Source organism: Acetobacter pasteurianus subsp. pasteurianus LMG 1262 = NBRC 106471, assembly GCF_000285275.1.
GTDB lineage: Bacteria > Pseudomonadota > Alphaproteobacteria > Acetobacterales > Acetobacteraceae > Acetobacter > Acetobacter pasteurianus.
The window spans coordinates 18,230-32,422 of sequence record NZ_CADO01000139.1 but is presented as its reverse complement, the minus strand read 5'-3'; the positions used below and the strand labels follow the sequence as shown (position 1 = coordinate 32,422).

The window sequence follows — 14,193 nt, the reverse complement described above, 5'->3', positions numbered from 1 at the left end:
TTCTCACCATGCAGGTTCAACAACCGCCAACACAAAGACCAGATTCCATGATTTCTGCCCTGATGCCGACATACAAGCGCGCTGATCTCGCCTTTGAGCGGGGAGAAGGCTCCTGGCTGCAAACGTCGGACGGGCGACGATTCCTGGACTTTGCTGCGGGCATTGCCACGTGCTCCATTGGCCACGCACACCCCAAGATGGTGGAAGCCGTAAGCACGCAGGCTGCCAAGGTCATGCACGTTTCCAACCTGTTTCAGATTCCGCAGGCAGAAAAGCTGGCACGCAGGCTGGTTGAAAACTCCTTTGCCGATAGCGCGTTCTTCTGCAATTCCGGCGCAGAAGCCAACGAAGGCATGGTGAAGATGGCCCGCCGCGCCCAGATGATGGCAGGCCACCCCGAACGCACAGACATTATCTGCATGGATGGGGCTTTTCATGGCCGCACGCTGGCCATGCTTTCCGCCACCGGCAACCCCAAATATCTGGAAGGCTTTGGTGAGCCTGTAAAAGGCTTCCTGCACGTGCCTTTCAACGATATTGAAGCCGTAAAAGCCGCCATTACCCCTAACACCGCAGCCGTTATGCTGGAACCCATTCAGGGTGAAAGCGGCATTAAGGTGGCCAGCCCGGAATATCTGCGTGCCCTGCGCGCGCTGTGCGATGAAACCGGCGTGCTGCTGGCGCTGGATGAGGTGCAGTGTGGCGTTGGCCGCACAGGTCGCCTGTTTGCGCATGAATGGGCTGGCATCAAGCCCGATATTGTCAGCACGGCCAAAGGTTTGGGCGGGGGCTTCCCCATTGGGGCCATCCTCACCACAGAAACCATTGCCAAGAGCATGACGCCGGGCACACACGGCACCACATTTGGCGGCAACCCGCTGGCCTGCGCGGCTGGTAACGCTGTGCTGGATGTTATTCTGGCCCCCGGCTTTTTAGATCAGGTTTGCACCCGTGCGGCCCTGCTGGATGAACTTCTGGACAGCCTTGTGGCTGATGCGCCGGATATTTTTGCCCAGCGCCGTGGCCTTGGCCTGCTGATAGGCCTGCGCTGCGTGCCCGCAGTGGGTGATGTGCAGGGTGCCGCGCAAAATGAAGGCCTGTTGTGTGTAACCGCGGGTGATAACGTGCTGCGCCTTGTGCCGCCGCTTACTGTTTCCGAAGAAGAATGCCGCAAAGCTGTGGCCCTGCTGGTGCAGGCTGTCAGCACACTCAGAAAAAATCATAACAACAAGACAGTTCTGGAGCCAACAGCGTGAGCGCCGCCAACATGACCACTGCCCTGCCCTCTTCTTCCTTGGCAACGCCCCGCCATTTTCTGGATCTGAAAGATCTGGATGCCGCAACCCTGCGCCAGATTCTGGATGTAGCCGCCAGCATGAAGCGCATGCAGCAGAACCGCCGGTTTCCGCTGCACCCGCGCCAGCCGCTGGCCGGGCGGCAGTTGGGGCTTATTCTTTCCAAGCCATCCACCCGCACCCGTGTTTCCTTTGAAGTGGGCATTCGCCAGCTTGGGGGCGATGCCGTGGTGCTCAGCCCGCAGGAAATGCAGATTGGCCGTGGTGAGAGCATTGCCGATACAGCCCGCGTGCTCTCCCGCTTTGTAGATGCCATTATGCTGCGTACTGGCAACACAAAAACCATGCACGAACTGGCACAGTGGAGCACGGTGCCAGTTATCAATGGTCTTACCCCGCATTCTCACCCGGTGCAGATTCTGGCCGATATCATGACGTTTGAGGAACATCGTGGCCCCGTGCGTGGCCGCACCTTTGCGTGGACGGGTGATGGCAACAACGTGCTTGTCTCCCTTATTGAAGGGGCCGTGCGTTTTGGCTTTGCCCTGCGTGCCGCCACCCCCGCAGACATGAAGCCCCCGCAGGACGTGCTGGACTGGGCCCGTGCCGAAGGCGGTGATGTGGAATGGACGGTAGACCCCAAAGCCGCCGCAAAAGGTGCCGATTGCGTGGTGACGGATACATGGATCAGCATGTCTGATTCCCCCAAGGAAGCCGCCACACGTATGAGCAAGCTGGAACCCTACCGCGTAAATGCAGATTTAATGGCCCTTGCTGCGCCAGATGCCCTGTTCATGCACTGCCTGCCTGCCCATATAGGGGAAGAAGTAACCAAGGACGTGTTTGAAGGCCCGCATTCTGTGGTGTTTGATGAGGCGGAAAACCGCCTTCATGCCCAGAAAGGCGTGCTTGCATGGACAATGGGTGGCACAAACTGGACCTCTTTCGGCAAGGAATAAGCACATGAGCGGCACAGACAGAACAGTTTCCATGACATCTACCGAAGATACACCCGCCACCCCCGGCTGGGTGGAAAGCAGTCTGGATGCTATTCTGGCGACGTTGCCGTTCCCGGCAGATAAGCTGGCACCGTTCCGTAGCGCCTATCTGGATTGTCTGGCTGGCTGTGGCCGTACGGAAGATCTGGATAGCGAGCACGATGCCTGCCGCAAGGGGCTGCTTGTTGCGCTTAAGGACGGTTTGAACATGGATTCAGAAACCGGCCGTGCCCTTGAACAGAAGCTGGAAAAGCTGGAGCTGGATATTTCCGCAGGGGCGTAACCCCCCTGCTTTCCACCTTTTCCTTTTTGTCCGCCTGAAAAGCATCACCAGAGTCCGCACGCATCAGGCGCATGTTCTTGATATTCCCGTATTCTTGATGGACTCAGGACAAACTTAAATTCCCATGGAAAAACCCGCTTTTCTTGATCGTGACCGCCCAGATGTGCCCGATTTGGTGGTGCCCGGTGGTGTAACGCCTTTTTATCTGGCTGGTCGGCCCGTGCGTGGCCGGTTGGTGCGTTTGGGCGTGCTGGCCGATACGCTGCTCACACGGCATGATCACCCAGCCCCTGTTACGCGCCTTGCTGGCAAGGCATTGGCACTGGTGGCAGCTTTGGCCTCTGCCCTTAAGTTTCAGGGCTCTTTCTCCCTTCAGATGAAGGGTGATGGCCCTGTTTCCATGCTGGTGGCAGACTGCACCAACACCGGCGCGCTACGCTTTTACGCCCGCACGGATGATGAGGCGCTGGCAGCCCTGCTGGAAGAAACACCCAAACCCACAGACCGCGAATTGCTGGGTAACGGCTATATGGCCCTTACGGTGGACCAAGGCCCGGAAATGGACCGGCATCAGGGTATTGTGGAAATTGCCGGTGATGATCTGTCTGCAATGGCCATGCATTACTTTGCCAGCAGTGAGCAGCACGCATGCTGGATTATGCTGGCCTGCCAGATGACAGATGCAGGCTGGCGCGCAGGCGGTCTGATACTGGAACGCATTGCGGGCGAAGGCGGCAGCCACGTGGTGGAAGACGAAGCCGCAGAAGCAAGCTGGGAAACAGCCACCATTCTGGCAGGCACCCTTTCCACCAAGGAACTGCTGGACGATAGCCTGCCAACATTGCAGCTTCTGCACCGGCTTTTCCATGAAGAAGACCTGCATATCAGCCAGCCTCGGGCTTTGGCATTTGGGTGCCGTTGCTCCCGCGCGCGTTTGGCCAATGTGCTGGAAACCTTCCCGCAAGATGATCTGGACCACATGTGCCAGGATGATGGAAACATCGTGATGACGTGCGAATTCTGTAATGTGGATTTCCGCTTTGCGCGCAAAAACATTGCCACGCAGGCACAGTAAAACAGTAAATATAGCCGCAAAGTTTGCCAGCAGGGCCCTAAGCGCAATATCTTAAGGCGCTGCTGGTATAAGGTATCTGCCACAGGGCAGGCATTTTTTAAAATGTCAGATAAAGTTCACAAGAGGTTTTGCGCCATGATGCTGTTTTCCCGCATGCGCCTTTCTGGCCTAACAGCCGCGCTGCTGTTTCCTGCCCTGCTGGCAGGCTGCGCAGATCAGAAACAGCCTACGCAGTTTGCACCGCTACGGTATGATAACCTCAGCCAGATCAACCTTAACGTAAACACCCTGACATTGGTGGATAACACGGCAACCCTCCCGGTTGCGGGCGATATCGGTTATAAATCCCCCACCCCACCAGTACAGGCCCTGCGCCAGATGGTGCAGGACAGGCTGGCCGCCAAAGGGGGCATTACCAGCGCCAATTCCGCCCAGTTTGTGATTGATCGGGCCTCCATCCTGCACGAACCCGGCGGCACGCTACAGGGCCAGATAGATGTGCATCTGGATATTCTGAACCCCGATGGCAGCAAAACTGCCCATACAGAAGCCCACGCCACCCAAAGCCTGCACCCGGACCCCACGGAAGATACAGAAAGCCAAGCCAATCTGTACAACGTCACCAAAGGGATGATGGACAGCATCAATACCGAGCTGGATACACAGGTGCATCGCGCCCTTGGCAAATGGCTGGTGGATGCCGGGGGTATGCCGGTAGATGGTGCCATTCAGGCCCAGCCTCTCACATCTGATGGCTCGCCCGCTCCTGCCACCACGGGCGCTGGTGCCGCAGCTACACAAGAGGCGCTTTCTCCCGTTTCAGCAGCTAAAACCGGGCAGGCTACATCCCCCGTAACGGTGCCGGAAAACGCCCCTGTTGTTGCACCTTCTACCGATGCGGCAACGCCGTCCACCACCAGCAGCACGGAAGCCAAACCTGCCGCAACCTCCAAAACGCAGGATAGTGAACCCAACGCCATCTTCCCGGCGGGTGAGGATGATGATTCGTCCTCAAGCTCATCCTCTACAAAGGCGACATCCCCTAAACCGGGTTATCTCAAGCTGCCGTCTCAGCCTCAATAAGGCTGTTATCCTCAGCAAAGCGCCTGAATACTTAGCGCATATAGCCCCCACCGCCGCACAACATTGCGCTGCGGCGGTGGGGCCGCCATAAAGCAGGGCATGACCGCTTCCGCCTCCAGTCTGAACCCGTTTTCCATTGCGCAGGGTCTGCCTGTGCAGGATGTGCTGCCAGAACTTTGCGCAGTGCTGGCTCAAAACCCCGCCACAGACCATCCGGCATCCGCCATTCTGGTGGCGCCTCCGGGCGCGGGTAAAACCACATCCGTGCCACCCGTTCTGGCGGCTGCGGCATGGCGCGCACCATCTGATAAAATTATTATGCTGGAACCCCGCAGGCTGGCCGCCCGTGCCGCTGCCCAGCGCATTGCATCCCTAATGGGGGAAGAGGTTGGCGGTTTTGTAGGGTTCCGCACCCGGCTGGAATCCGCTGTTTCTGACCGCACCCGTATTGAGGTGCTGACAGAAGGCCTGTTCCTGCGCCGCCTGCTGGGTGACCCCATGCTGGAGGGCGTGGCCTGCGTTATTCTGGATGAAATACACGAACGCTCATTAGATGCAGATCTGGCGCTTGCTTTCTGCCTGGATCTGCAACGCACCTTGCGGCCTGATCTGCGCCTTGTGGCCATGTCTGCCACGGCGGAAACAGAACGCCTTGCCACGCTAATGAACGCCCCTGTGCTAACAAGCGAAGGGCGAATGTTCCCGCTTACCGTCCACCATGCCAAGCACGATATTCCCAGCCTGCGCGATATTGCCACCGCCACGGCAACAGGCGTGCGGCAAGCTCTGGCGGAAACAGAAGGCGATATTCTCACCTTTCTGCCCGGCACGGGAGAAATCCGCCGGGTGATGCAGCTTCTGGATGGTGTGCCCGCCACAGTGCTGCCCCTGCATGGTGAACTGCACCCGGCAGAACAGGCTCGCGTGCTGCGCCCCGGAAATGAAGGGGAACGGCGGGTTATTCTGGCAACCTCCATAGCCGAAACATCCCTTACCGTGCCCGGTGTGCGCGTTGTAGTGGATTGCGGTTTCCGCCGTGTGCCAAGGTTTGATGCCGGGGCTGGGCTTTCCCGGCTGGATACGGTGCGTATCTCCAAAGCCGCAGCGCGGCAGCGTGCAGGACGCGCGGGGCGAGAGGCTCCGGGTATGGCGTATTGCCTGTGGTCTGCCCATACTGAGCGCGCCTTGCCCCAGCATGACAGGCCAGAAATTCTGGAAGCCGATCTGTCTGATTTTGTGCTGGCCACCGCCTTGTGGGCCGATACGGTAGGATCTGCCGATACGCCGCTTCCCCTCCCAGATCAGCCCCCCGGCAGCGCGGTAGCCGCCGCAAAGGAACTGCTGATTCTGCTGGGCGCGTTGGATGATGCGGGCCAGATTACAAAACTGGGGCGCAGCATGGCCGATCTGGGCACACACCCGCGCCTTGCCGCCATGATGCTGGCTGCCCGCACACCGGAGGAAGCCGCACTGGCCGCAGACCTTGCCGCCCTGCTGGAAGAACGAGACCCCCTGCGCCCACGCGCTGCCGGGCGTGGTGGACCGCCGCCTATTCCGCCCGCAGATATTACCCTCCGGCTGGATCTGATTACGGGTGAAGATAACACCCCACAGGCAGACCGAGGCGCTTTGGCCCGCATTCGACAGGCAGCCGCACGTTTTCGCACACGCATGGGGCTGAAGGCGCGCCACCCGGCAGTAGGTGATGCCGCAGCCCTTCTGGCCGCAGGCTTTCCTGATCGTATCGCCCTATGCCGGGGAGATATGGGCAGTTACCGCATGGCCAATGGCAGCAATGCCCGCCTACGCCGAGATGATGGACTAGCCAAACACAAGCTGCTGGCAGTAGCGGGCCTGCACCTGCGCACCGCTGCCGAAATACGTATGGCGGCCCCGTTGGATAGCAACGCCCTGCCCCCAGCCCTGCTGGAGCGCACGCGTGAACAGGTTGAAACCACGCTGGACCCTGTATCGGGCAATATCATGGCCCGCAGGCGCACCCGCATTGGCTGCCTTGTGCTGCGAGACCGCACAGAAAAAGTAAAACCGGAAGATGCAGGCCCGCTGCTGCTGGCACAAGCCAAGGAGGCACCGGAAACCACGCTCAATTGGTCAGACGCCGTAAAACAGCTTCAGGCCCGTGTGGAACTGGCCCGCACCCTGCCCGGTGGCACCGGCATGGAAGAAGAGTGGCCAGATTTTTCCTCCACAGCCCTTGCTGGTTGTATGGATGAATGGCTGACCCCGTATGTTGAAGGCTGCACATCCATTACTGCATTGCGGGAGCTGGACATCCTCAACCTGCTGCGTACTTATCTGGGTTACGCCCGCACAAGCTGGCTGGATAAGGAGCTCCCTACCTCTCTGCCCTTCCCCGGCGGTGTGGCTGAGGTGGATTATACGCAGCCCGTGCCTGTGGCCTCGGCCCGAGCGCAGGCCTTTTATGGCACGGCGGAAACACCCAAACTGGCCGGAGGGCGCGTGCCGCTGCGGCTGGCACTGCTTTCTCCCGCAGGGCGGCCGCAGGCCATTACGGCGGATCTGGCTGGTTTCTGGCAAGGGGGTTGGGCAGATATGCGGCGCGATATGCGCGGGCGTTACCCCAAGCATGAATGGCCAGAAAACCCTGCTTTGGCCCCGGCGCGCCCACGCGCCAAACGCAACTAAGGCCTATGGACGTGGCGCAAACAACACCCTCGCGCCATAAAAACGTACCAGATCAAGGGCAAACCCGTATAGCCGGTTGCATAAAGCAGATAATCCGGGCCACAAGTTTGTAATGTCTGGAGCTTTATTGCCATTTCCATGAAGACGCTTCTACGGAACCTGCCCGCACTGGCCGTAGCCTGCTTTTCCCTTCAGGAAACAGGCGCGCACCATTTGGCACAGGCTGCATCTCTCCCGACATTTGAGCCCGCAGTGCCGCTGGTTTCTGGCGGGCCTATCAGCTTTGCGCCTTTGGTGCGCAAGGTTGTGCCCGCAGTAGTGAATATTTCTGTAACGCGAGATTCGGACACCAGCGCCAAACACAAGCTGCCATCCACCGTTAAAGGCACCCCGCTGGAAAAGCGCTACCGCGAACGCATGCGCCGCCACAGGGATGAACTGCTTGGTGCGGGTTCGGGCTTTATTATAGACCCCGAAGGCACAATTGTTACCAATGGCCACGTGGTGGAAGATGCAGACAAAATTACTGTAGCCCTTGCCAGTGGTAAGGAATTTACAGCCACATTGGCAGGCATAGATAACTTAACGGATATTGCCGTTATAAAAATCAGCTCCCCACAGCCTCTTCCCTACGTCACATGGGGGGATAGCAGACTGGTGCAGGTGGGAGACTGGATTATGGCTGCGGGCAACCCGTTTGGCCTTGGATCATCCGTTACCGCAGGCATTGTGTCCGCCCGCGGGCGCGATATTGGCACCAGCCCGTTTGATGATTTTTTGCAACTGGATGCACCCATAAACCCCGGTAATTCCGGCGGCCCCACATTTAACCTTGCCGGGCAGGTGGTAGCACTTAACACCGCCATTGTTTCCCCCACCGGTGGCTCTGTGGGGCTTGGGTTTTCCATTCCCTCCGAAATTGTCATCCCCATTGTGGAAACACTGCGGCAGGCCGGACATATCGAGCGTGGCTGGCTAGGCGCCACGCTGGAAGATATCATGACCCATAATGGCACGCAGGTAACAGAGGTGGACCATAACGGCCCCGCTGCCAAAGGCGGGCTGAAAAAGGGTGATATCATTGTGGGCATGAACAACGAACACGTAGAAACCGCCCGCGCCATGATACGCGCCGTTGCATCTGCCAAGCCGGGGCTGGATGCGCAGTTGAACGTGCTACGCAATAATCAGCCAATAACACTGACTATCCACATTGGCCGCCGCCCTAAATGGGAGGATGGCAACGGGGGCAAATAGCCCCCATTCCGGCTTTTTAGATCATATCCAGCGGTGTTTTTTTGGTAGGCGGCGGAAACGCTGCATCCAACTGCGCCAGATCCTGCTCTGTTAATTCAAGGTCTCGCGCAGCCAGATTCTGCTTCATGTGCTCGTGCGAGGCTGCTTTGGGAATAGCCAGTACATTGTTCTGGCGTAGCACCCATGCCAGCGCAATTTGTGCTGGTGTGGCCGGGCCAAGCACCGTGCTGTGCCTGCTGGCAATATCTGCCAAAACCGGGTTTTTGAGCAGTTCCTGCCCCTGCCCGATGGGGGAATAGGCCATGGTCACAATTTTGCGGCGATAATCCGTTTTCAACAGATCATATTCCACGCCGCGATGTTCCAGATTGTACAACACCTGGTTGGCAACACATTCCCCAACGCGGGAACATCCATCCAATTCATACACATCATCCGTATCAAAGTTTGAAACACCCCAATGGCGGATCAAACCTTCACGTTGCAGCTTTTTAAATGCGTCTACCGTTTCGCCCAACGGTACACCGCCCCGCCAGTGCAGAAGGTACAGGTCTATCCAATCTGTTCCCAAACGGCGCAAAGACTTCCGGCAGCTTTCCGCCACACCTTGGGATGATGCGTTTGAAGGCAACACTTTGGTCACCAGAAAAACCTTTTTGCGGTAAGGATAAATGGCCTCTCCCACCACACTTTCAGAGCGGCCATTGCCGTACATTTCGGCTGTATCCACCACCTGCACACCGTTTAATACGGCATAGCGCAGGCTTTCCACTTCCTCTGGCCAACGGGCGGGGTTTTCCCCCATATTCCAAGTGCCCACCCCCAAAGCGGGCAGAACAGTGCCATCAGCCAGCGTTACTGTGTTTGCCATTGCGCCGGTTCTCCTTTGCAAAACAGGCGGCTTATCTGCCTGTTAATTTTCTAAACGCGCTCAATCAGCCTTCTGCCCGCAGGTAAGGCTGGATATACTAACACGTATGACTCAGATTGGTTTTTACCACCTTACGCGCACAAGCGTGACCGAGGCCTTGCCCAAACTGTTGGCCCGCACACTGGCCAGCGGGCAAAAAGCCACTGTGTGGTGTGCTAGCAAACCCATGTTGGATGATCTGGATAAAGCCTTGTGGAAAGTGACCACCCCAACATGGCTGCCACATGGGCGCGAAGGCATTGCCTGCCCGGATCTGCAACCTATCTGGCTGAGCATGGGGGAAGATACCCCTAACAATGCGCGCTTTCTGTTTTTGCTGGAAAACCGCAGCTTTCCCGATCTCGCAGCATTTGAACGGGTGTTTGACCTGTTTGACGGCCATGATGAGGAAGCCGTAGCCGCCGCCCGCACCCGCTGGAGCGCCGCCAAAGCTGCCGGGCATGAACTAGCTTACTGGCGGCAGGAAGAAAAAGGCTGGAACCGCGCCCGGTAAACCTACCGCAACGCCTTTCCAGCCTTTGATCTTATACCAACTGCTTTAAATTACAGCGGGTTCAGTCTTTCGGTTCGTATTCGTAGCCATCGCGCACAAAACGATCGAGCAGACGTACACCAAAGCCAGTTGCGCCTTTGGGCTGGCCATTCTGCGCCTTGGAAGCCCAAGCCACACCGGCAATATCCAGATGCGCCCAAGGTGTTTCACCCACAAAGCGCTTGAGGAACTGCGCTGCGGTAATGGAACCACCCGCACGGCCACCGCTGATGTTTTTCATATCCGCAATGTCGGATTTCAGCAGGGCATCGTATTCCTTGCCCATGGGCATACGCCACAGCTTTTCACCCGCAAACGCGCCAGCATCTGCAAGGCCTGCAGCAAGCTGATCGTTATTGGAGAACAGGCCTGCATATTCGTGCCCAAGACTGATGATAATGGCACCCGTAAGCGTTGCCAGATCCACCATAATCTGCGGTGCAAAGCGTTCACGCGCATACCAGAGAATATCTGCCAGCACCAAGCGGCCTTCGGCATCGGTGTTCAGTACTTCAATGGTCTGGCCAGAAGCACTGCGCACCACATCGCCGGGGCGCTGGGCAGTGCCAGACACCATGTTTTCCACCAGCCCCACAACACCAACAGCGTTGACCTTGGCTTTACGCCCAGCCAGTGCTGTAAGCAGACCTGTTACCGTAGCGGCACCGGCCATATCCCACTTCATGTCTTCCATGCCAGCAGCAGGCTTGATGGAGATACCACCGGAATCGAACGTCACGCCTTTGCCGATAAAGGCCAGCGGGGCTTCATCCTTATTAGCGGCACCATTCCAGCGCAGGATAACGGTGCGCGGTTCATTCGCACTGCCCTGTGCCACGCCTAGCAGCGCACCAAAGCCCAGCTTTTCCATGGCCGCGCGGTCCAGCACTTCCACTTCCAGCCCCAGGCTCTTCAAGGTGGTGGCGCGCTCTGCAAATTCTACCGGGTTGAGCACATTTGCAGGTTCCGTCACCAAATCACGCGTCAGCACCACACCACGCGCCACGGCGGAAAGGGATGGCCATGCTTCTTCTGCGGCATCCACGTGGTCTGTCAGAACAGAAAGCTCGGCAAGGCGATGGTTTTTGCTGGCTTCTGGCGCGCCATGATACAGGCCAAAGTGGTAAGCCCCCAGCACGGCACCTAGTGCAGCATGTGCTGCCAACGCGCCGGACAGATCACCCACTGCCAAAGTTGCCTGCTCATCACGGCCCAGACGAGATGCGGCTGCACCACCGGCCTTTTCTGCGGCCCAAGCATCTACGGCTTCCAGCTTGCCAATGCCAATCAGCACCACGCGCTCAAACGCATCGGATGGTGCCAGCACAACGCAGGCGGAGCCTTCCTTGCCGGTAAAATCATCCGCTTTGGCAGCGCGGGTCAGTGCGCCGTTGGTGGCTTTATCGGCTTGCTGAAAAATGGCAGAGCGTTTTTCCCCTTCCGGCACCAAAATGGCCAGAGCGCCACCTGCTGGCAGCGAAGCGGAAGAAAACTTGATCTGAAGCATGGTGTTTACTGCCCTTTCTGTAAACTCATCCTTCCTGCGTACGTCTCCCCCGGCGGCTTGGCAATAGGAAGCCCGCGAGTGCATGACATGCGCTTGCAATTGTAGGCATGACGCAGCCCGCGTGCTGGCGTATGCTAGCAGCCATGACAAGCCATACCGATGCCGACCTTCTGGCCCTTGCCGCCAGACTGGCCGATGAAGCTGCTGAAATTATTCGTACAATTCGTGCGCGCGGCTTTGAAACCATAACCAAAACCGATTCTTCCCCCGTAACGGAGGCAGACCACGCTGCAGAAGCGCATATTCTGCGCGGCCTGCGGGCAGCAACGCCGGATATTCCCGTTATCGCGGAAGAAGAAGTGGCTGCTGGCAAACAGACTGCCGTAGCCCCCGCCTATTGGCTGGTGGACCCACTGGACGGCACGCGTGAATTTGCCGCCGGGCGTGATGATTTTACCGTAAATATCGGGCTGGTGCGTGATGGCCGCCCGGTGCTGGGGGCTATGGCACTGCCAGCTTACCATCAGCTTTATACAGGTGGCGTAGGCTTGGGCGCACACCGCACGGATAAAAACGGCACACAGCCCATTCATGTACGCAAGGCTCCGGCAGAAGGACTGACTGTTCTGGCATCCCGCCACCATGCAGATGACAAACGTCTGGCCGAATATCTGAATGGTCGCCCGGTTGCCAAACTGGGCAATATTGGCTCGGCCGTAAAATTTGCCCGCGTGGCCGAAGGGCTGGTAGACCTTTACCCACGCCTTGGCCCCACCATGGAATGGGATACCGCAGCCCCGCAGGCTATTGTGGAAGCCGCTGGCGGAAATATTACGCTACTGGACGGTTCTCCGCTGGTTTATGGCAAAACGGGCTGGAAAAATCCGCCGTTTGTCTGTACCGGAACGCTGTAAACCCATTACGCTGCACTTTGGCCAACCTTGCGCAAAGGCTGGCCAATGCAGCAAACAGGCCGCCCCTTTTGCTGCCATTACAGAGAAGTATGACCAACCTTCTGGATGCCTCCTCCTCTGGCCTTCAAACAGCTGCCCGCATTCTGCGCGAAGGTGGCCTGGTGGCGTTTGGAACAGAAACCGTTTACGGCCTTGGCGGAGATGCCACGCGGCCCAAAACCGTGGCCCGGATTTTTGAAGCCAAAAACCGCCCACGCTTTAACCCGCTTATCAGCCATTTTGCAGATGCACAGGGCGCCTTCACTCAGGTTGTTGCCAACCCGCTTGCACATAAACTGGCAGAGGCATTCTGGCCCGGCCCACTTACCCTCATTCTACCCCGCGCCCCCCACAGCACGGTAAGTGATCTGGCTGCCGATGGCCTGCCTACTCTGGCCGTGCGCGTGCCTAAAGGAGAAACCGTGCAGGCGTTGCTCAAGCTGGTGCAACGCCCCATTGCAGCACCTTCTGCCAACCGTTCAGGCCGCATCAGCCCCTCAGATGCCGCGCATGTGTTGGAAGAACTGGATGGCCGTATTGATGCCGTGCTGGATAGTGGCCCCTGCCAAGTGGGGGTGGAAAGCACCGTGCTGGATATTTCCAACCCCAAACGCCCCACCCTGTTGCGCCCCGGCGGCATTACGCTGGAAGCCCTGCAAACTGTTTGCGGCACCATATTTATGCCGGAAACCGAGGTAGATGCCGCCCCGGCCTCTCCCGGTAGGCTGCTTTCACACTATGCGCCGCATCTGCCCGTGCGGCTGAACGCCACGGATGTTGCACCAGATGAAGCCTTGCTGGCCTTTGGCAACACACAGCCCAGCGGGGCCGCCATTAGCTGGAACCTGAGCGAAAGTGGCAATCTGGAAGAAGCCGCCGCCCGCCTGTTTACCGGCCTGCGCACGCTGGACAAGCAAGGTCAGAGACACCATTTGCGTGGCATTGCAGTACAGCCCATTCCGCAGCACGGCCTTGGGCTTGCCATACAAGATCGGCTTAACCGTGCGGCAGCACCGCGCCCCGCCCTGCCCCCGGAAGACTTGCCCGCATGAGCGATATTGACCCAAAAGAACTGAAAATCCTTTCGGATATTCTGGCACTGGTGCTGGAAGATCAGCCGGGCCAATCTACCACTGCACTGGAAGCCCTGCGCAACCGGGCCAAACGCAATGCCACAACAGGCGGCGCACTTAAAAACCTGTTCCAGACCATTGCAGAAGACCCCGAAAAGGCAAAGCCCGCCCGCGCCAGCAAAACACGCACCAGCAGCCGCGCTTCTGCCAACAAGGGGCAGGCGGATATGTCTGATACCTATCGCGCCCAGTTACAGGAACTAAGAAACAATATTGTTTCTATGGATCGTAAACTGCGCACCGCCACTGCCCAGAACGAAACCCTTAAATCTGAGCTATATCTTACCTTACAGGCCCGCGCCGAAATGCAGGCCCAGATGGCGCAGATACAAAGCTTTGGCCAGTATCAGCGGCGCATGACCATCGTTATTGCCACTATTGCCGGGCTTTTGGCTGGTATTGCTGGCACCCAGCTTTTTCACGCCTTTTTTCCACCGCACATCAATACTGCGGCAGAAAACGCCCGTTACCTTTACTGA

General features: G+C 58.1%; 13 protein-coding genes. 11 read left to right on the top strand and 2 right to left on the bottom strand.

Annotated features, from left to right (window positions below; translation table 11 throughout):
- The first annotated feature begins 8 nt into the window (after positions 1 to 8).
- The 7 genes from APA10_RS12095 to APA10_RS12065 all read left to right on the top strand — a co-directional run bounded on the left by APA10_RS12095 (position 9) and on the right by APA10_RS12065 (position 8,658).
- Positions 9 to 1,256, top strand: a complete 1,248-nt coding sequence (locus tag APA10_RS12095) for an aspartate aminotransferase family protein (protein WP_174714301.1) — start codon at positions 9 to 11, stop codon at positions 1,254 to 1,256.
- Positions 1,257 to 1,267: 11 nt separating this feature from the next.
- On the top strand, positions 1,268 to 2,254 hold the full coding sequence (gene argF, locus APA10_RS12090; RefSeq protein WP_012812654.1) for an ornithine carbamoyltransferase: 987 nt from the start codon (positions 1,268 to 1,270) through the stop codon (positions 2,252 to 2,254).
- A gap of 4 nt (positions 2,255 to 2,258) precedes the next feature.
- Entirely contained in the window at positions 2,259 to 2,576 is a 318-nt protein-coding gene (locus tag APA10_RS12085; protein WP_003628432.1) for a hypothetical protein, read from the top strand.
- Positions 2,577 to 2,700: 124 nt separating this feature from the next.
- Complete coding sequence (gene hslO / locus APA10_RS12080; protein WP_003628434.1) at positions 2,701 to 3,651, top strand: Hsp33 family molecular chaperone HslO; 951 nt, start codon at positions 2,701 to 2,703, stop codon at positions 3,649 to 3,651.
- Positions 3,652 to 3,753: 102 nt separating this feature from the next.
- A complete protein-coding gene (locus tag APA10_RS12075) occupies positions 3,754 to 4,734 on the top strand; it encodes a hypothetical protein (protein ID WP_250697615.1) in 981 nt (326 codons plus the stop codon).
- A 99-nt stretch (positions 4,735 to 4,833) separates the two neighbouring features.
- The gene (gene hrpB / locus APA10_RS12070; protein ID WP_003628438.1) at positions 4,834 to 7,401 is read left to right on the top strand and encodes an ATP-dependent helicase HrpB; all 2,568 of its coding nucleotides are present in this window, start codon (positions 4,834 to 4,836) and stop codon (positions 7,399 to 7,401) included.
- A gap of 138 nt (positions 7,402 to 7,539) precedes the next feature.
- On the top strand, positions 7,540 to 8,658 hold the full coding sequence (locus APA10_RS12065; RefSeq protein ID WP_003628440.1) for a S1C family serine protease: 1,119 nt from the start codon (positions 7,540 to 7,542) through the stop codon (positions 8,656 to 8,658).
- Positions 8,659 to 8,674: 16 nt separating this feature from the next.
- Here the strand turns inward: APA10_RS12065 and APA10_RS12060 are convergent, their stop codons facing one another.
- Complete coding sequence (locus tag APA10_RS12060) at positions 8,675 to 9,529, bottom strand: aldo/keto reductase (protein WP_003628442.1); 855 nt, start codon at positions 9,527 to 9,529, stop codon at positions 8,675 to 8,677.
- Positions 9,530 to 9,635: 106 nt separating this feature from the next.
- Here APA10_RS12060 and APA10_RS12055 point away from each other — a divergent pair, with 106 nt between their 5' ends.
- Positions 9,636 to 10,082 carry a DNA polymerase III subunit chi gene (locus tag APA10_RS12055; RefSeq protein WP_003628443.1) on the top strand — a complete coding sequence of 149 codons (447 nt, stop codon included), beginning with the start codon at positions 9,636 to 9,638 and terminating at the stop codon, positions 10,080 to 10,082.
- A 61-nt stretch (positions 10,083 to 10,143) separates the two neighbouring features.
- Here APA10_RS12055 and APA10_RS12050 read toward each other — a convergent pair whose 3' ends face one another.
- Entirely contained in the window at positions 10,144 to 11,628 is a 1,485-nt protein-coding gene (locus APA10_RS12050) for a leucyl aminopeptidase (RefSeq protein WP_003628446.1), read from the bottom strand.
- 143 nt (positions 11,629 to 11,771) lie between these two features.
- On the opposite strand from APA10_RS12050, the gene cysQ reads away from it, so the two are divergent.
- The 3 genes from cysQ (at position 11,772) to APA10_RS12035 (ending at position 14,193) form a co-directional block, all read left to right on the top strand.
- Positions 11,772 to 12,542 carry a 3'(2'),5'-bisphosphate nucleotidase CysQ gene (gene cysQ / locus APA10_RS12045; protein WP_174714300.1) on the top strand — a complete coding sequence of 257 codons (771 nt, stop codon included), beginning with the start codon at positions 11,772 to 11,774 and terminating at the stop codon, positions 12,540 to 12,542.
- Positions 12,543 to 12,631: 89 nt separating this feature from the next.
- The gene (locus APA10_RS12040) at positions 12,632 to 13,633 is read left to right on the top strand and encodes an L-threonylcarbamoyladenylate synthase (protein ID WP_035365466.1); all 1,002 of its coding nucleotides are present in this window, start codon (positions 12,632 to 12,634) and stop codon (positions 13,631 to 13,633) included.
- Positions 13,630 to 14,193 carry a hypothetical protein gene (locus APA10_RS12035; RefSeq protein ID WP_003628449.1) on the top strand — a complete coding sequence of 188 codons (564 nt, stop codon included), beginning with the start codon at positions 13,630 to 13,632 and terminating at the stop codon, positions 14,191 to 14,193. Before APA10_RS12040 ends, APA10_RS12035 begins: the two co-directional genes overlap by 4 nt.